This window comes from Pseudomonas sp. RW407 (genome assembly GCF_003176655.1).
Taxonomy (GTDB): domain Bacteria; phylum Pseudomonadota; class Gammaproteobacteria; order Pseudomonadales; family Pseudomonadaceae; genus Pseudomonas; species Pseudomonas delhiensis.
This window is the reverse complement of sequence record NZ_QGSL01000088.1, coordinates 623,452-641,883: the sequence shown is the minus strand read 5'-3', so window position 1 is coordinate 641,883 and position 18,432 is coordinate 623,452. Positions and strand designations below refer to the sequence as shown.

Sequence of the window (18,432 nt, the reverse complement as noted above, 5' to 3'; positions counted from 1 at the left end):
GGTCATCGCCGCCTGCGCCGCCCCGCGCGACTATGCCGACGGCACCTGGATCACCCAGCCGATGCAGGACGCCTACCGCCAGCTGCACCGCCAGGGCATCGCCCACTCGGTGGAAAGCTGGGACGGCGAGCAGCTGGTCGGCGGCCTCTACGGCCTGGCCATGGGCCGGCTGTTCTTCGGCGAGTCCATGTTCAGCCGCGCCGACAACGCCTCCAAGGTGGCATTCGTCACCCTGGTGCAACATCTGCGCGCCGCCGGGTTCGTATTGATCGACTGCCAGATGCCCACCCAGCACCTGCACAGCTTCGGCGCCCGCGCCATCAGCCGCGCCGACTTCGCCAGCCACCTGCGCCGTCATCTCGACGAAACGCCGCTCTGCGACTGGCGTTCGCAAGCGGACTCGCGCGGACTGGCATAAACTTGCCAGAGGGTTATCGCGGGGGTTGACCATGACCGAACTGGCCCGACTGAAGTTCTACGCGACGCAGCCGCACCCATGCAGCTACCTGCCCGAGGAGCAGGCCACCACCCTGTTCCTCGATCCCAGCCAGCCCATGGATGCGCAGCTGTATGCCTCGCTGTCGGAAGTCGGTTTCCGTCGCAGCGGCGAGCACCTCTATCGCCCGCACTGCCAGCACTGCACCGCCTGCATCCCGGCGCGCATCCCCGCCGGCGGCTTCCAGCCCAACCGCCAGCAGAAGCGCATCATCAAGCGCAACGCCGACCTCAAGGTGCTCAAGCGCCGCCCGGCCTTCACCGAGGAGTACTACGCGCTGTACATGCGCTACATCGAGCAGCGCCACGCCGACGGCGACATGTACCCGCCCAGCCGCGACCAGTTCAGCACCTTCCTGGTGCGCGACCTGCCGTTCAGCTGCTTCTACGAGTTCCGCCTGCAGGGCCGCCTGCTCGCCGTGGCGGTCACCGACGTGCTGCCCAACGGCCTGTCGGCGGTCTACACCTTCTACGACCCCGACGAGGAACGCCGCAGCCTGGGGCGCTACGCCATCCTCTGGCAGATCGCCGAGACCGAGCGCCTGGGCCTGTACGCGGTGTACCTGGGCTACTGGATCAAGAACTGCCGGAAGATGAACTACAAGACCCAGTACCGGCCCATCGAACTCTTCGTCAACCAGCGCTGGGTGGCGCTCAGCTGAAGCCGGTGCGCCGCTTCTGGCGTATGACATGGATTTCAGGCACAATACTCGCCTTTTTTCAGGCCACCCAGGCCATTCATAGACACCGAGGGCTCTACTGCATGTCGAAAGAAGACAGCTTCGAAATGGAAGGCACTGTCGTCGACACCCTGCCCAACACCATGTTCCGCGTGGAGTTGGAGAACGGGCACGTCGTTACCGCGCACATCTCCGGCAAGATGCGCAAGAACTACATCCGCATCCTGACCGGCGACAAGGTTCGCGTCGAACTGACTCCCTACGACCTGAGCAAGGGTCGCATCACCTACCGCGCACGCTGAGCGCCGAGCGCAAGGTGAAACCGGGCTCCGGCCCGGACGAATAGCAAAACGCCCGGCATTGCCGGGCGTTTGCGTTTAGGCCGAAAAGCCGACCGTCAGGCCGGCTCCGCGGTGACCACCTCGTACTCGAAGACCAACTCGCCGTCCTTCAGGTCGATGTGTGCCACGCCGCCGTGCTCGGCCAGTTCGCCGAACAGGATCTGCTCGGCCAGGGGCCGCTTGATCTTGTCCTGGATCAGCCGCGCCATCGGGCGAGCGCCCATCTGCGGGTCGTAGCCCTTCTCCGCCAGCCAGTTGCGCGCCGCGTCGCTGACCTCGAGCTGGACGCGCTTGTCCTCCAGCTGCGCCTGCAGCTCGGTGAGGAACTTGTCGACCACGCTCTTGATCGTCTCGTGGCTGAGCCGGCCGAACTGGATGATGGTATCCAGGCGGTTGCGGAACTCCGGCGTGAAGCTCTTCTTGATCACTTCCATGGCATCGCTGGTGTGGTCCTGCTGGCTGAAGCCGATGGAGGCCCGTGCCGCGGTTTCCGCGCCGGCGTTGGTGGTCATGATGACGATGACGTTGCGGAAGTCCGCCTTGCGCCCGTTGTTGTCGGTCAGGGTGCCGTGGTCCATCACCTGCAGCAGCAGGTTGAAGACTTCCGGGTGGGCCTTCTCGATCTCGTCCAGCAGCAGCACGCAGTGCGGCGTCTTGGTGATGGCCTCGGTGAGCAGGCCGCCCTGGTCGAAGCCGACGTAGCCCGGCGGGGCGCCGATCAGCCGCGACACCGTGTGCCGCTCCATGTACTCGGACATGTCGAAGCGCACCAGCTCCACGCCCAGCGCCTTGGCCAACTGGCGGGCGACTTCGGTCTTGCCCACCCCGGTGGGGCCGGCGAAGAGGAAGGAGCCGACCGGCTTGTCCGGCGATTTCAGGCCCGCGCGGGACAGCTTGATGGCGGTGGACAGCGACTCGATGGCCGCGTCCTGGCCGAACACCGTCAGCTTGAGGTCACGCTCCAGGTTGCGCAGCAGCTCCTTGTCCGAGCTGGTGACGTGCTTGGGCGGGATCCGCGCGATCTTCGCCACTATGTCCTCGACCTGGGCCACCTCGATGCGCTTCACGCGCTTCTCTTCCGGCTGCAGGCGCTGGTAGGCGCCAGCCTCGTCGATGACGTCGATGGCCTTGTCCGGCATGTGCCGGTCATTGATGTAGCGTGCGGCCAGCTCGGCGGCGGCGCGCAGGGCCTCGTCGCTGTACTCGACGTGGTGGTGCTGCTCGAAGCGCGGCTTGAGCCCCTTGAGGATGCCCACGGTGTCTTCCACCGATGGCTCGGTGACGTCGACCTTCTGGAAGCGCCGCGCCAGGGCGCGGTCCTTCTCGAAGATGCCGCGGAATTCCTGGAAGGTGGTCGAGCCGATGCAGCGGATCTCGCCCGAGGAAAGCAGCGGCTTGAGCAGGTTGGACGCATCCATCACCCCGCCGGACGCCGCGCCGGCGCCGATGATGGTGTGGATCTCGTCGATGAACAGCACCGCGTGCGGGCGCTTGCGCAACTCGTTGAGCAGCGCCTTGAAGCGCTTCTCGAAGTCGCCGCGGTACTTGGTGCCGGCCAGCAGCGCGCCCAGGTCCAGGGAGTAGACCACGCTGTCGGCCAGCAGGTCCGGCACCTGGCCGTCGACGATGCGCTTGGCCAGGCCTTCGGCGATGGCGGTCTTGCCGACGCCGGCCTCGCCCACCAGCAGCGGGTTGTTCTTGCGCCGCCGGGCGAGGATCTGCGCCACGCGCTCCACCTCGGACTCGCGGCCGACCAACGGGTCGATGCGGCCCTGGCGCGCCAGGTCGTTGAGGTTGCTGGCATAGGCGTCCAGCGGGTGGCTGGAAGTGGAGGACTCGCCACCCTCCTCGTCCTGCATCTCCTGGTCGCTTTCCTGGTGCTCGGCATGGCCGGGCACCTTGGAGATGCCGTGGGCGATGTAGTTCACCACGTCGATGCGGGCGACGCTCTGCTGCTTGAGCAGGAACACCGCCTGGCTCTCCTGCTCGCTGAAGATGGCCACCAGCACGTTGGCGCCGGTCACTTCGCGCTTGCCGGAGCTCTGCACGTGGAACACCGCGCGCTGCAGCACGCGCTGGAAGCCCAGGGTCGGCTGGGTCTCGCGGTCCTCGTCGTGCTGCGGGATCAGCGGCGTGGTGGAATCGATGAATTCCTGCAGATCACGACGCAGCTTGTCCAGGTTCGCCCCGCAGGCGCGCAGCACGGTGGCCGCCGCCTCGTTGTCCAGGAGCGCCAGCAGCAGGTGCTCGACGGTCATGAACTCATGCCGTTTTGCCCGCGCTTCCTTGAAGGCGAGATTGAGGGTGACTTCGAGCTCTCGATTCAACATGGCTTCACCTCGCTCCAAACATCCGCATCAGCTTTCTTTCTCAATCTCACACAACAGTGGATGCTGGCTCTCCCTCGCATACTGATTGACCTGCATGGCCTTGGTCTCGGCGATGTCACGGGTGAACGTGCCGCAGACCGCCTTGCCCTGAGTATGTACGGTCAACATGACCTTGGTTGCCTGCTCCCGGTTCATGTTGAAGTACAGCTCCAGTACCTCTACCACGAAATCCATCGGCGTGTAGTCATCGTTGAACATGATGACCCTGTACATCGGCGGAGGTTTCAGGGCCGGCTTGGATTCCTCGACCGCGAGCCCGGCCCCCTCTTCCTCGAGGGGATCGGGACGGTCCTGATTGAATGTTAGTCGAATCTGGCTACTTGCATGCATGCTGGAATAAATGGGTTCGCAACGTGGGAATTAAAGGCCTGAGTGGAGTTTGACCTGAATCTCAGGCGCGGACGAGAGCGCCTTGACTAACCCCAAAACGGTGTTACAAACAAAGGATACCCCACAGCGGGTATCAGGCGTTCTGCGGCCCTGGAATCTCTAGGGTTGGAGCGGAATCGTAGTGGATGATACTCCAGCGATGGAGTCCTTTGCAGAGGGATATCAGCATGCTCAGCGGTAAGGTCAAGTGGTTCAACAACGCCAAGGGCTATGGGTTCATCCTGGCCGACGGCCGAGATGAGGACCTGTTCGCTCATTACTCGGCGATCCAGATGGATGGCTACAAGACGCTCAAGGCCGGCCAGCCGGTCAGCTTCGAGATCCTGCAAGGTCCGAAGGGTCTGCATGCGGTGAACATCCAGCCGATCGGCGCCAGCGCGCCGGCCAGCACCGCCCAGGCCAGCCCCAGCAGCGAGGTGCAGAGCGTCACCGCAGAAGCCTGATCCCCCTGCCCCGCCATTACCGGCGAAGCAAATGAAGAAAGGCCGGCGAGCACCGGCCTTTTTTCGTTGTCTCACGCCTGTTACATCTTGGCGATCATGGCCTCGCCGAACTCCGAGCAGGACGCCAGCTTGGCGCCTTCCATCAGCCGCTCGAAGTCGTAGGTCACGGTCTTGGCCGCGATGGCGCCGTTCATCCCCTTGATGATCAGGTCGGCCGCTTCGCTCCAGCCCATGTGCCGCAGCATCATCTCGGCGGAGAGGATCAGCGAGCCCGGGTTGACCTTGTCCTGCCCGGCGTACTTGGGCGCGGTGCCGTGGGTCGCCTCGAACATGGCCACCGAATCCGACAGGTTGGCCCCGGGGGCGATGCCGATGCCGCCCACTTCCGCCGCCAGGGCGTCGGAGAGGTAGTCGCCGTTCAGGTTCAGGGTGGCGATCACGTCGTATTCGGCCGGACGCAGCAGGATCTGCTGCAGCATGGCGTCGGCGATCACGTCCTTGACCACGACGTTGCGCCCGGTCAGCGGATTCTTGAACTGCATCCAGGGGCCGCCGTCCAGCAGTTCGGCGCCGAACTCTTCGCGGGCCAGCTCGTAGCCCCAGTCCTTGAAGGCCCCCTCGGTGAACTTCATGATGTTGCCCTTGTGCACCAGGGTGACCGAGCTGCGGTCGTTGTCCACGGCGTACTGCAGGGCCTTGCGCACCAGGCGCCGGGTGCCTTCCCGGGATACCGGCTTGATGCCGATGCCGCAATCCTCGGTGAAGCGGATCTTCTTGACGCCCATCTCCTCGGTGAGGAACTTGATGATCTTCTGCGCCTCGGGCGAGCCGGCCTTCCACTCGACGCCGGCGTAGATGTCCTCGGAATTCTCGCGGAAGATCACCATGTCCACGTCGCCGGGCTTCTTCACCGGGCTGGGCACGCCCTCGAACCAGCGCACCGGGCGCAGGCAGACGTAGAGGTCGAGCTGCTGGCGCAAGGCCACGTTGAGGGAGCGGATGCCGCCGCCGACGGGGGTGGTCAGCGGCCCCTTGATGGACACCACGTAGTCGCGCACGGCCTCCAGGGTCTCTTCGGGCAGCCAGGTGTCCTGGTCGTAGACCTGGGTGGCCTTCTCGCCGGCATAGACCTCCATCCAGGCGATCTTGCGCTGGCCCTTGTAGGCCTTTTCCACGGCTGCATCGACGACGTCTATCATCACCGGGCTGATATCAACGCCGATGCCGTCGCCTTCGATGTAGGGAATGATCGGGTTGTTCGGTACATTCAGGGAATTGTCGGCATTGACGGTGATGCGCTCACCTGCGGCCGGCACCTGGATCTTCTGGTATCCCATGCTGAACTCCGTGTTGTGGTTGAACCCTGTTGCAGCCCCTGAGGGTAGCCCAGTTGCCCGCCCCTAACCACAAACTTATGCCTTAGTCTAAAAGCCGCGGATGCGTCACCCCGCCGATAGAGTGGTATACTGCGCGCCGTGACTTCACAGTCATCGAGGTCCGGGCCGTCTGGGACCAGACCCCTCTCCTCGCAACGGCCACGTCGCCACCCTGACGTGGTCGTACAACGCTCTACTGGCGCCCCAATATCCCCGCGGCAATTCTCGAATGCCGGCACCTTGCCGTGTCGGACGAAAGCGCCCACCAAGGCGTATCGAGACTCTGTGCGCGCCCAGCAAAGAAGAGAGTCATAGTAGATGTCCAACCGCTCGAAGATCACCTACACCTTCACCGACGAAGCACCCGCCCTCGCCACCTACTCGCTCCTCCCGATCGTCAAGGCCTTCGCCGCCTCCGCCGACATTGACGTCGAAACCCGCGACATCTCTCTTGCAGGACGCATCCTCGCCGCCTTCACCGACAAGCTCGGCGACAAGACCATCGAAGACGACCTGGCCTACCTGGCCAAGCTGGCCACCGCCCCCGACGCCAACATCATCAAGCTGCCGAACATCAGCGCCTCGGTACCCCAGCTCAAGGGCGCCATCGCCGAGCTGCAGGCCCTGGGCTACGCCGTCCCGGACTTCCCGGAAGACCCGCAGACCGACGAAGAGAAAGACACCCGCGCCCGTTACGCCAAGATCCTCGGCAGCGCCGTGAACCCGGTCCTGCGCGAAGGCAACTCCGACCGCCGCGCCCCGGCCGCGGTCAAGGCATACGCCCGCAAGCACCCGCACAGCATGGGCAAGTGGAGCATGGCCTCGCGTTCGCACGCCGACTACATGCGCGGCGGCGACTTCTTCTCCAGCGAGCAGTCGGTCACCGTTCCCAAGGCCGGTGAAGTGCGCATCGAGTTCGTCGGCAAGGACGGCAAGGTCGAGCTGAAGAAGAAGCTGGCCCTGCAGGAAGGCGAAGTCCTCGACAGCATGTTCATGAGCTGCAGCAAACTGCGCGCCTTCTTCGAGAAGACCCTGCAGGACTGCAAGGAAACCGGCGTCATGTGGTCCCTGCACGTCAAGGCGACCATGATGAAGATTTCCCACCCGATCGTCTTCGGCCACGCCGTCACCGTCTACTACAAGGACGTGTTCGACAAGTACGGCAAGCTGTTCGAAGAGCTGGGCGTGAACCCGAACAACGGCATCTCCAGCGTCTACGACAAGATCAAGTCGCTGCCGGCCTCCCAGCAGGAAGAAATCCTCCACGACATCCACGAGGTGTACAGCCACCGCCCGGAAATGGCGATGGTCGACTCGGTCAAGGGCATCACCAACCTGCACATCCCCAGCGACGTGATCGTCGACGCCTCCATGCCGGCGATGATCCGCAACTCCGGCCAGATGTGGGGCAAGGACGGCAAACAGAAGGACACCAAGGCGGTGATGCCGGAGAGCACCTACGCCCGCATCTACCAGGAGATGATCAATTTCTGCAAGACCAACGGCGCCTTCGACCCGACCACCATGGGCAGCGTGCCGAACGTCGGCCTGATGGCGCAGAAGGCCGAGGAATACGGCTCCCACGACAAGACCTTCGAGATGGAAGCCGACGGCACCATGCGCGTGGTCGACGCCGACGGCAAGGTGCTGATGCAGCACGAAGTCGAAGCCGGCGACATCTGGCGCGCCTGCCAGACCAAGGACGCCCCGATTCGCGACTGGGTCAAGCTGGCCGTCACCCGCGCCCGCCAGTCCAACACCCCGGCCATCTTCTGGCTGGACCCGGAGCGCGCCCACGACAACGAGCTGCGCAAGAAGGTCGAGCTGTACCTGAAGGACCACGACCTGACCGGCCTGGACATCAGCATCAAGGGCTACAACGAAGCCATCCGCACCAGCATGGAGCGCATGATCCGCGGCCAGGACACCATCTCGGTGACCGGCAACGTACTGCGCGACTACCTGACCGACCTGTTCCCGATCATGGAACTGGGCACCTCGGCCAAGATGCTCTCCATCGTTCCGCTGATGGCCGGTGGCGGCATGTACGAGACCGGTGCCGGCGGTTCGGCGCCCAAGCACGTGCAGCAGCTGGTTGAAGAGAACTACCTGCGCTGGGACTCCCTGGGCGAGTTCCTGGCCCTGGCCGTGTCCCTGGAGGAAGAAGGCATCAAGACCGGCAACGCCAAGGCCAAGGTCCTGGGCAAGACCCTCGACGAAGCCACCGGCAAGCTGCTGGACAACAACAAGTCCCCGGCGCGCAAGGTCGGCGAGATCGACAACCGCGGCAGCCACTTCTACCTGGCGCTGTACTGGGCCCAGGCCCTGGCCGCGCAGAACGACGACGCCGAGCTGAAAGCCCACTTCACCCCGCTGGCCAAGACCCTGACCGAGCAGGAAGCGACCATCGTCGCCGAACTGAACGGCGCCCAGGGCAAGGCCGTGGACATCGGTGGCTACTACCGCTCCAACCCGGAGAAAACCAGCCAGGTGATGCGCCCCAGCGCCACCTTCAACGCCGCCATCGACTCGCTGAACTGAGCCGACGGCTAGCGTGACCGACGAAAACCCCGGCCTGGTGCCGGGGTTTTGCTTTTTCGGGGCTGCGCAGGGCTTTTCGTAGGAGCGAGCTTGCTCGCGAACAGGCTCCCGGTTGTTTCGGCATCAGGCTGGGCTCCGCACCCTCTCCCCAGCCCTCTCCCTGAAGGGAGAGGGGGCTAGTCCGTGCCGGCTGGGAGCATGGTTTTAGCCGGATATTTCAAGAGCTGCCGGCGAACTCAGGAGTATCCGAGCATACCGATCGGTCCCCTCTCCCTTCAGGGAGAGGGCTAGGGAGAGGGTTGCGGAGTCAACCCAACACACCGTACCCGCCGGGAGGCACTGTTCGCGAGCAAGCTCGCTCCTACCCCCCAACACCACCCCGCCCTCCAGCGTTATCATGCCCATTTCCCCGGAGGACCACCCATGCGCTGGCAACCGCATATCACAGTCGCAACCATCGTCGAGGACCAGGGCCGCTTCCTGCTGGTGGAGGAAACCTCCCACGGCAAGGCCGTGCTGAACCAGCCCGCCGGCCACCTGGAGGCCGACGAGAGCCTGCTGCAGGCCGCCGTGCGCGAAACCCTCGAGGAAACCGGCTGGGAAGTCGAACTGACCGCGGTCACCGGCATCTACCTCTACACCGCGCCGAGCAACGGCGTCACCTACCAGCGCGTGTGCTTCGCCGCCCGCCCGCTGCGGCATCGCCCGGAGCTGCCGCTGGACGACGGCATCATCGGCCCGCGCTGGCTGACCCGCGAGGAGCTGGAAGCCCGCAAGGACAGCTGGCGCAGCCACCTGGTAGCGCGCTGCATCGACGACTACCTGGCCGGCGGACGCTTCCCCCTGGCACTGATCCGCGATGCCGAACTGCCCGTGCCGAACCCGGCCTGATAGAATCCCGCTTTTGCACCGAAGCCCGCGATAGCCTGCCATGTCCGATTCCAGCCCCACCTCCCCCGTCCAGCCCGGCAAGGGCCGCGTCATCGTCGGCATGTCCGGCGGCGTGGACTCCTCGGTTTCCGCCCTCCTGCTCAAGGAGCAGGGCTACGAGGTGGAAGGCCTGTTCATGAAGAACTGGGAAGAGGACGACGGCACCGAGTACTGCACAGCCATGACCGACCTGGCGGACGCCCAGGCCGTCTGCGACCGCATCGGCATCAAGCTGCACACTGCCAACTTCGCCGCCGAGTACTGGGACAACGTCTTCGAGTACTTCCTCGCCGAGTACAAGGCCGGGCGCACGCCGAACCCGGACATCCTGTGCAACCGCGAGATCAAGTTCAAAGCCTTCCTCGACTACGCCCTGGCCCTGGGCGCCGACCTGATCGCCACCGGCCACTACGTGCGCCGCCGCGACATCGACGGCCGCACCGAGCTGCTCAAGGGCCTGGACCCGAACAAGGACCAGAGCTACTTCCTCCACGCCGTGGGCGGCGAGCAGATCGCCCGCACGCTGTTCCCGGTGGGCGAGCTGGAGAAGCCGGAAGTGCGCGCCATCGCCGAGAAATACGGCCTGGCCACGGCGAAGAAGAAGGACTCCACCGGCATCTGCTTCATCGGCGAGCGGCGCTTCAGCGACTTCCTCAAGCAGTACCTGCCGGCACAGCCGGGCGACATCGAGACCACCGACGGCCAGGTCATCGGCCGCCACGCCGGGCTGATGTACCACACCATCGGCCAGCGCCAGGGCCTGGGCATCGGCGGCATGAAGAACGCCGACGACAGCCCCTGGTACGTGCTGGAGAAGGACCTGGCGCGCAACGTGCTGGTCGTCGGCCAGGGCAACGACCACCCCTGGCTGTTCTCCCGCGCCCTGCACGCCTCCAGCATCTTCTGGGTGAACCCGCTGGAGCTGCCCGAGCCACGCGCATTGCGCGCCAAGGTGCGCTACCGCCAGGCCGACCAGGACTGCCTGCTGGAGCGCACCGCCGACGGCTACCGCGCGGTGTTCGACGAACCGCAGCGCGCCGTCACCCCGGGCCAGTCCGTGGTGTTCTACGACGGCGAGGTGTGCCTGGGCGGTGGCGTGATCGAATCGGCCGAGCCGGCCTACCCCAAGGAGCGTGCATGAGCGAGTTGCGCGACCAACTGATCGCCCTCGCCGGCGTCTTCGAAGCCGCCGCCCTGGTGGACCGCCTGGCCCGCACCGGGCAGATTCCCGAAGCCCCGCTGGGCTGCATGCTCGGCAGCCTGCTGGTGCGCGAGCCGAAGACCACCCTGGACGTGTTCGGCGGCGACATCCACAACCTGCGCGAGGGCTTCCGCGCCCTGGCCAGCGCCCTGGAGCGCGACCCCAACAGCCTGCAGCGCGAACCGCTGCGCTACGCGCTGTCGCTGATCGGCCTGGAGCGCCAACTGGCCAAGCGCGACGACATGCTCGACCTGATCGGCTCGCGCCTGGACCAGGTGCAGCAGCAGGTGCAGCACTTCGGCCTGGTCCACGAGAACGTCATCGCCTCCTGCGCCGGCCTCTACCAGGACACCCTGAGCACCTTCCGCCAGCGCATCCAGGTGCACGGCGACATGCGCTACCTGCAGATCAACGCCAACGCCGCGCGCATCCGCGCCCTGCTGCTGGCCGGCATCCGCTCCGCGCGCCTGTGGCGGCAGCTGGGCGGCAACCGCTGGCAAATGGTGTTCAGCCGGCGCAAGCTGCTGGGCGAACTGCGCCCGATCCTGCGCGGCGCCGACTGAAGCCGCCGGGGCGCCCGCACGGGCGCTTCCGTATGGCAGCAAGTACGGGCGAAGGCGCGCCCATTCGTGTATGATGTGCGCCCTTTTCGTTGACCGACAGCCACGAGAACGCCCCATGCAGCTTTCCTCCCTTACCGCGGTTTCCCCCGTCGACGGCCGCTACGGCAGCAAGACCAGCGCCCTGCGTCCGATCTTCAGCGAATACGGCCTGATCCGTTTCCGCGTCCTGGTGGAGGTCCGCTGGCTGCAGCGCCTCGCGGCGCACGCCGGCATCCCCGAGGTCGCGCCCTTCTCCGGCGAAGCCAACGCCCTGCTCGACAAGCTGGCCGAGGACTTCCAACTGGAGCACGCGCAGCGCATCAAGGAAATCGAGCGCACCACCAACCACGACGTCAAGGCCGTGGAATACCTGCTCAAGGAGCAGGCCGCCAAGCTGCCGGAACTGGCCAAGGTCAGCGAGTTCATCCACTTCGCCTGCACCAGCGAGGACATCAACAACCTGTCCCACGCCCTGATGCTGCGCGAAGGCCGCGACCAGGTGCTGCTGCCGCTGATGCGCCGGATCGCCGAGTCGATCCGCGAGCTGGCGGTCCAGTTCGCCGACGTCCCCATGCTCTCCCGCACCCACGGCCAGCCGGCCTCGCCGACCACCCTGGGCAAGGAACTGGCCAACGTGGTCTACCGCCTGGAGCGGCAGATCAAGCAGGTCGCCGACGTCGAGTTGCTGGGCAAGATCAACGGCGCGGTGGGCAACTACAACGCCCACCTGTCGGCCTACCCGCAGGTGGACTGGGAAGCCAACGCCCGCGAGTTCATCGTCCATGACCTGGGCCTGGCCTGGAACCCCTACACCACCCAGATCGAGCCGCACGACTACATCGCCGAGCTGTTCGACGCCATCGCCCGCTTCAACACCATCCTCATCGACTTCGACCGCGACGTCTGGGGCTACATCTCCCTGGGCTACTTCAAGCAGAAGACCGTGGCCGGCGAGATCGGCTCCTCGACCATGCCGCACAAGGTCAACCCGATCGACTTCGAGAACTCCGAGGGCAACCTGGGCATCGCCAACGCGATCTTCCAGCACCTGGCCAGCAAGCTGCCGATCTCCCGCTGGCAGCGCGACCTGACCGACTCCACCGTGCTGCGCAACCTCGGCGTCGGCTTCGCCCACAGCGTCATCGCCTATGAAGCCAGCCTCAAGGGCATCGGCAAGCTGGAGCTGAACGCCGCGCGCATCGCCGAAGACCTGGACGCCTGCTGGGAAGTCCTGGCCGAGCCGGTGCAGACCGTGATGCGCCGCTACGGCATCGAGAACCCCTACGAGAAGCTCAAGGAGCTGACCCGCGGCAAAGGTATCAGCGCCGAGGCCCTGCAGGTGTTCATCGACGGCCTCGACATGCCCGCCGAAGCCAAGGCCGAGCTGAAGAAGCTGACCCCGGCGAACTACATCGGCAACGCCGCCGCCCAGGCCAAGCGCATCTGACATGCACTGAACATTTGCACGCCCGGCTGTGCCGGGCGTTTTTGTTTCAAGGACTTACATATGAATCCTGCTATTCCTCTTCAGCTCCTGGGCGGCATCAGCGCCGATGAATTCCTCCGCGACTACTGGCAGAAGAAACCCCTGCTGGTGCGCCAGGCCATCCCCGGTTTCGAAAGCCCGCTGGAGGCCGACGAACTGGCCGGCCTGTCCCTGGAAGACAGCGTCGAGTCGCGCATCATCCTCGAACACGGCAAGACGCCCTGGGAAATGCGCCGCGGCCCCTTCAGCGAGGACACCTACAAGGAACTGCCCGAGCGCGACTGGACCCTGCTGGTGCAGGCCGTCGACCAGTTCGTGCCGGAGGTCGCCGAACTGCTGGAGCACTTCAAGTTCCTGCCCAGCTGGCGCATCGACGACGTGATGATCAGCTATGCCGCGCCAGGCGGCGGCGTAGGGCCGCACTTCGACAACTACGACGTGTTCCTGCTGCAGGGCCATGGCCGCCGCCGCTGGAAGATCGGCCAGTTGTGCGATGCCGACAGCCCGATGCTGCAGCATGCCGACCTGCGCATCCTGGCCGACTTCCAGCAGAGCGACGAATGGGTGCTGGAACCCGGCGACATGCTCTACCTGCCGCCGCGCGTGGCCCACTACGGCATCGCCGAGGACGAGTGCATGACCTACTCGGTGGGCTTCCGCGCGCCCAGCGCCGCCGAGGTGCTGACCCACTTCACCGACTTCCTCGCCCAGTTCCTCTCCGACGAGGAGCGCTACACCGATGCCGGCATGGCCGCGGTGAAGAGCGGCGAGGACCAGCACAAGATCCAGCGCGACGCCCTCGACCGCCTGAAGAACCTGCTGCAGGAGCACATGAGCGACGAACGCCTGCTGCTCACCTGGTTCGGCCAGTTCATGACCGAGCCGCGCTACCCGGAACTGGTGGCCGGCGAGGAAATCGACGACACGGACCTGCGCCAGGCCCTCGAGGACGGCGCCGTGCTGGTGCGCAACCCCAGTGCACGCCTGGCCTGGAGCGAAGTGGACGTCGGCCTGCTGCTGTTCTCCAGCGGCCAGAGCGTGGTTCTGCCCAAGACCATGGAGCCGCTGCTCAAACTGGTCTGCTCGGCGGACGCACTGCACAGCGACAACCTCGGCCAATGGCTGGGCGATGAGGATGGGCGTAAGCTGTTGGCAGAATTGGTCAAACAGGGCAGTTTGGAGTTTGCCGATGAGTAACAAGATCAGGGTTCGCCTGGCCGACTGGCAGAAGGACAATGCCGACCTGCGGCGCATCCGCGAAGCGGTCTTCATCGCCGAGCAATCGGTGCCGCCGGAACTGGAATGGGACGCCGAGGATGCGGAAGCCGTGCACTTCCTCGCCTTCGAGGGGGACTACGCGATCGGCACGGCGCGCCTGCTGCCCGACGGCCACATCGGCCGGGTGTCGGTACTCAGGGACTGGCGCGGGCTGAAGGTCGGCGACCTGCTGATGCGCGCCGCCATCGAGGAAGCCGAGCGCCGCCAGCTCAAGCGCCAGCTGCTGACCGCCCAGGTCTACGCCATCCCCTTCTACGAGCGGCTAGGCTTCAAGGTGGCCAGCGGCGAATTCCTCGAAGCCGGCCTGCCCCACGTCGACATGGTGCGCGAAAGCGCCTGAGGAAACCGCGATGAAAGACGCCCCGGAACCTGAAGGCATCGACTTCCATTCCCCGGGGCGTTTTACCGTGCACAACCCGGAACCCGAGCTGCCGGCCTCCCGCCCCTGGGAGCCGGCGCCCTTCCGCCTCGGCGACGACAGCGGCCTGCAGCGTTTCGGCGAACCCGAAGCGGCCCGCGCCCACGCCCTGGCGCTGATGCAGCAGGCCCAGCGCAACCTGTGCCTGTACAGCCCGGACCTGGAAGCCTGGCTGTACAACCACAGCAGCATCCAGCAGGCCTGCACCCGCCTGCTGCTGCGCCACCCGCAGAACCGCCTGCGCATCCTCCTGCGCGACAGCACCCGCCCGGTCAAGGAAGGCCACCGCCTGCTCAACCTCAGCCGGCGCCTGTCCAGCAACCTGCACATCCGCCTGCTCAACCCGGACTACCCCAGCCCGGAACAGGCTTTCCTGCTCGCCGACCAGCTCGGCCTGCTGCTGCGAACCGAACCGGCGCTGCCCGCCGGCCACGCCCACTACAACGACCCCGGCCGCGTCCGCCAGTTGCAGGCGCAGTTCGACCAGGCCTGGGACACCAGCCGGTCCGACCCGAACCTGCGGAGCTTCCTGTTGTGAGCCATCGCCGAACCGCCCTGCTCCTCGCCTGCGCCATCAGCCTGGCCGCCCAGGCCGCGCCGCGCACCGAGATCCTGCCGCTGAGCTACCGCACCGCCGACGAAATACTGCCGGTGGCCCAGCAGGTCCTGGGCAACGAAGGCCGGGTGACCGCCTACGGCAACCAGTTGGTGGTCAACGCCGAGCCGGCGAAGATCCGCGAGCTGCAGCAGGTGCTGGAGCAACTGGACACCCGCCCCCACCGCCTGCTGATCAGCGTCGACACCAGCGACTCCAGCCAGCGCAGCCGCAGCGGCTACTCGGTGAACGGCTCGGCCAGCGTCGGCAACGTCGAGATCCAGAGCGGCCGCGGCGAGGTCAACGGCCGCGACCAGGTGCGCATCATCGACAGCTCCACCGCCAGCCGCAGCGGCGGCGTGCAGCAGGTCCAGACCACCGAGGGCTCGCCGGCGCTGATCCAGGTCGGCCAGAGCCAGCCGGTGTACAACGTCGGCGTCGGCCCCTACGGCCAGGTCTACAGCCAGACCGAGTACCGCGACGCCAACCGCGGCATGTACGTGACCGCCACCCTCAGCGGCAACATCGTCCACATCGACCTGGACACCCGCAACGACCGCTTCAACAACAGCGCCCCCGGCGCCATGGACACCGCCGGCACCAGCACCCGCCTCAGCGGCCGCCTCGGCGAGTGGATCGAGGTGGGCGGCACCAGCGAAAACAGCCGCAGCGACCAGGGCGGCCTGACGCGCAACTACAGCACCCAGGGGCGCAGCGACAGCAGCCTGCGGGTGAAGGTCGAAGTGCTCGACTGAGCCTTCCGGAGGTGACCGGGGAGTCCTCCTTAGACCTTCGTGTAGTAGTCCAAAAAAAACACTACAAAACGTTTGACGAACGATTGTTCGAAAGGCATGATGGCCTCGCTCCCGCTAACCAGGGGCCCTGAACCGGGCCTCCGGGCCGAGGCCACAGCCCACTCGTTGTGCCGGTCCGTGTTGTTACAGCCCACAAGGCGAAATGACGAGGTTGCGACTGGCAAGAAGTTGTCCTGAGGGACGGGGAAGCAAAGAACGTATCAGCAAGATGGTCGAATGCAGCCATTCGCCCTCGCCCAACGGCAGCCACGAGCCGGCAAGCGATCCCGAATGCCATCGCTGCGATCATCTACCTGTTCGCCCGCTCCACCCCCTCTCCCTCTGCGTCAATCCTTCCAGTCGTCATTTCGCCATCTGCGGCGAGCAACCCGCTCCACTACCGTGACTACACACAGGTCTGGCGTGGGAAGTCGGTGCTCAACCAACACATTTTTTGAAGGATTGTTGACCATGTCCGCATATCAGAACGACATCAAGGCCGTTGCCGCCCTGAAAGAGAAGTTCGGCAGCAGCTGGAGCGCTATCAACCCCGAGTCCGTCGCCCGTATGCGCGCCCAGAACCGCTTCAAGACTGGGCTGGACATCGCCAAGTACACCGCGGCCATCATGCGCAAGGACATGGCCGAGTACGACGCCGACGCTTCCGTCTACACCCAGTCGCTGGGTTGCTGGCACGGCTTCATCGGTCAGCAGAAGCTGATCTCCATCAAGAAGCACCTGAAGACCACCAACAAGCGCTACCTCTACCTGTCCGGCTGGATGGTCGCCGCGCTGCGCTCGGACTTCGGCCCGCTGCCCGACCAGTCCATGCACGAGAAGACCGCGGTTTCCGGCCTGATCGAAGAGCTCTACACCTTCCTGCGCCAGGCTGACGCCCGCGAACTGGACCTGCTCTTCACCGCCCTGGACGCCGCCCGCGAAGCCGGCGACAAGGCCAAGCAGGAAGAAATCCAGAACCAGATCGACAACTACGAAACCCACGTGGTGCCGATCATCGCCGACATCGACGCCGGCTTCGGCAACCCGGAAGCCACCTACCTGCTGGCCAAGAAAATGATCGAGGCCGGTGCCTGCTGCATCCAGATCGAGAACCAGGTTTCCGACGAGAAGCAGTGCGGCCACCAGGACGGTAAAGTGACCGTTCCGCACGAAGACTTCCTCGCCAAGATCAACGCGGTTCGCTACGCCTTCCTCGAGCTGGGCGTGGACGATGGCGTGATCGTCGCCCGTACCGACTCCCTGGGTGCCGGCCTGACCAAGCAGATCGCCGTGACCAAGCAACCGGGCGACCTGGGCGACCAGTACAACTCCTTCCTCGACTGCGACGAAATCAGCGCCACCGAGCTGCAGAACGGCGACGTGGTGATCAACCGCGGCGGCAAGCTGCTGCGTCCCAAGCGCCTGCCGTCCAACCTGTTCCAGTTCCGCAAGGGCACCGGCGAAGACCGTTGCGTGCTGGACTGCATCACCTCGCTGCAGAACGGCGCCGACCTGCTGTGGATCGAAACCGAGAAGCCGCACGTTGGCCAGATCAAGGGCATGGTCGACCGCATCCGCGAAGTCATCCCGAACGCCAAGCTGGTGTACAACAACAGCCCGTCGTTCAACTGGACCCTGAACTTCCGCCAGCAGGTGTTCGATGCGTTCGTCGCCGAAGGCAAGGACGTTTCCGCCTACGACCGCGCCAAGCTGATGAGCGTCGAGTACGACGAGACCGAGCTGGCCCAGATCGCCGACGAGAAGATCCGCACCTTCCAGCGCGACGGCTCGGCCCACGCCGGCATCTTCCACCACCTGATCACGCTGCCGACCTACCACACCGCGGCCCTGTCCACCGACAACCTGGCCAAGGGCTACTTCGCCGACCAGGGCATGCTGGCCTACGTGAAGGGCGTGCAGCGTCAGGAAATCCGCCAGGGCATCGCCTGCGTCAAGCACCAGAACATGGCCGGCTCCGACATCGGCGACAACCACAAGGAGTACTTCGCTGGCGAAGCCGCTCTGAAGGCCTCGGGCAAAGACAACACCATGAACCAGTTCCACTAAGGACAGGTTCATCCGGTCCCTCGGGGCCGGGATGCGGCCCGGCCGCAAAGGTGTAGCTCCAGAAAAACGCCGTTCCCCCAGGGGAACGGCGTTTTTTCATGTCCTGCGCGCGAAAATCGCGGGCAGGGCCCGCTCCTACAGTTGCCACGCGGCATGGCATCCCCCCTTTTTCCGCAATAGCCGGACGTCCAGGCGCGTTTCGCGGATGAGATCCGCTCCTACGACCGCCCCCGACCGTAGGGCGTATAACCGTTCGCGGTTATCCGCCGCTGGCCGTGCTACCGGGGCGTCTGGCGTGGCCGGTGAATCCAATCGCGGACGGAGTCCGCTCCTACGTCCGTGCTTCCTGGAACTGTAGGAGCGGACTCTGTCCGCGATTTGGCGGATAACGCCGTAGGCGTTATC

General features: G+C 65.3%; 17 protein-coding genes. 14 read left to right on the top strand and 3 right to left on the bottom strand.

The genetic code is table 11. The annotated features are described in order from the left end of the window. The 3 genes from aat to infA all read left to right on the top strand — a co-directional run. The coding region (gene aat / locus DK254_RS09405) for a leucyl/phenylalanyl-tRNA--protein transferase (RefSeq protein ID WP_109933967.1) at positions 1-418 on the top strand (418 nt) is incomplete at its 5' end. A 31-nt stretch (positions 419-449) separates the two neighbouring features. Beyond that, a complete protein-coding gene (locus DK254_RS09400; protein ID WP_089394870.1) occupies positions 450-1,157 on the top strand; it encodes an arginyltransferase in 708 nt (235 codons plus the stop codon). 101 nt (positions 1,158-1,258) lie between these two features. Further along, the gene (gene infA, locus DK254_RS09395; protein ID WP_002553999.1) at positions 1,259-1,477 is read left to right on the top strand and encodes a translation initiation factor IF-1; all 219 of its coding nucleotides are present in this window, start codon (positions 1,259-1,261) and stop codon (positions 1,475-1,477) included. Between the two features lie 95 nt (positions 1,478-1,572). Here infA and clpA read toward each other — a convergent pair whose 3' ends face one another. Beyond that, entirely contained in the window at positions 1,573-3,846 is a 2,274-nt protein-coding gene (gene clpA / locus DK254_RS09390) for an ATP-dependent Clp protease ATP-binding subunit ClpA (protein WP_089394871.1), read from the bottom strand. Positions 3,847-3,873: 27 nt separating this feature from the next. Next, a complete protein-coding gene (clpS, locus tag DK254_RS09385; RefSeq protein WP_024128657.1) occupies positions 3,874-4,236 on the bottom strand; it encodes an ATP-dependent Clp protease adapter ClpS in 363 nt (120 codons plus the stop codon). 227 nt (positions 4,237-4,463) lie between these two features. On the opposite strand from clpS, the gene cspD reads away from it, so the two are divergent. Continuing rightward, entirely contained in the window at positions 4,464-4,739 is a 276-nt protein-coding gene (cspD, locus tag DK254_RS09380) for a cold shock domain-containing protein CspD (protein WP_109933562.1), read from the top strand. A gap of 80 nt (positions 4,740-4,819) precedes the next feature. On the opposite strand, the gene icd is transcribed toward cspD, so the two are convergent. Further along, entirely contained in the window at positions 4,820-6,076 is a 1,257-nt protein-coding gene (gene icd / locus DK254_RS09375) for an NADP-dependent isocitrate dehydrogenase (RefSeq protein WP_109933561.1), read from the bottom strand. A gap of 357 nt (positions 6,077-6,433) precedes the next feature. Here icd and DK254_RS09370 point away from each other — a divergent pair, with 357 nt between their 5' ends. The 10 genes from DK254_RS09370 to DK254_RS09315 all read left to right on the top strand — a co-directional run bounded on the left by DK254_RS09370 (position 6,434) and on the right by DK254_RS09315 (position 18,027). Continuing rightward, a complete protein-coding gene (locus tag DK254_RS09370) occupies positions 6,434-8,656 on the top strand; it encodes an NADP-dependent isocitrate dehydrogenase (RefSeq protein WP_109933560.1) in 2,223 nt (740 codons plus the stop codon). A gap of 423 nt (positions 8,657-9,079) precedes the next feature. Then, on the top strand, positions 9,080-9,547 hold the full coding sequence (locus tag DK254_RS09360) for an NUDIX hydrolase (protein ID WP_109933558.1): 468 nt from the start codon (positions 9,080-9,082) through the stop codon (positions 9,545-9,547). 40 nt (positions 9,548-9,587) lie between these two features. After that, on the top strand, positions 9,588-10,727 hold the full coding sequence (mnmA, locus tag DK254_RS09355; protein ID WP_109933557.1) for a tRNA 2-thiouridine(34) synthase MnmA: 1,140 nt from the start codon (positions 9,588-9,590) through the stop codon (positions 10,725-10,727). Next, positions 10,724-11,350: a high frequency lysogenization protein HflD gene (gene hflD / locus DK254_RS09350; protein WP_089394794.1), complete on the top strand. Its 627-nt coding sequence runs from the start codon at positions 10,724-10,726 to the stop codon at positions 11,348-11,350. The genes mnmA and hflD overlap by 4 nt, the downstream gene beginning before the upstream one ends. A gap of 115 nt (positions 11,351-11,465) precedes the next feature. Next, the gene (purB, locus tag DK254_RS09345) at positions 11,466-12,836 is read left to right on the top strand and encodes an adenylosuccinate lyase (protein WP_109933556.1); all 1,371 of its coding nucleotides are present in this window, start codon (positions 11,466-11,468) and stop codon (positions 12,834-12,836) included. Between the two features lie 60 nt (positions 12,837-12,896). Then, on the top strand, positions 12,897-14,072 hold the full coding sequence (locus DK254_RS09340) for a cupin domain-containing protein (RefSeq protein ID WP_109933555.1): 1,176 nt from the start codon (positions 12,897-12,899) through the stop codon (positions 14,070-14,072). After that, positions 14,065-14,493 (top strand): GNAT family N-acetyltransferase, encoded by a 429-nt coding sequence (locus DK254_RS09335; protein ID WP_109933554.1) that lies wholly within the window; start codon positions 14,065-14,067, stop codon positions 14,491-14,493. Before DK254_RS09340 ends, DK254_RS09335 begins: the two co-directional genes overlap by 8 nt. A gap of 10 nt (positions 14,494-14,503) precedes the next feature. Continuing rightward, positions 14,504-15,109, top strand: a complete 606-nt coding sequence (locus tag DK254_RS09330) for a histone acetyltransferase HPA2 (protein WP_109933553.1) — start codon at positions 14,504-14,506, stop codon at positions 15,107-15,109. After that, positions 15,106-15,921 carry a secretin N-terminal domain-containing protein gene (locus DK254_RS09325; protein WP_109933552.1) on the top strand — a complete coding sequence of 272 codons (816 nt, stop codon included), beginning with the start codon at positions 15,106-15,108 and terminating at the stop codon, positions 15,919-15,921. Before DK254_RS09330 ends, DK254_RS09325 begins: the two co-directional genes overlap by 4 nt. Positions 15,922-16,431: 510 nt before the next feature. After that, the gene (locus DK254_RS09315) at positions 16,432-18,027 is read left to right on the top strand and encodes an isocitrate lyase (RefSeq protein WP_109933551.1); all 1,596 of its coding nucleotides are present in this window, start codon (positions 16,432-16,434) and stop codon (positions 18,025-18,027) included. The last annotated feature ends 405 nt before the right edge of the window (positions 18,028-18,432 follow it).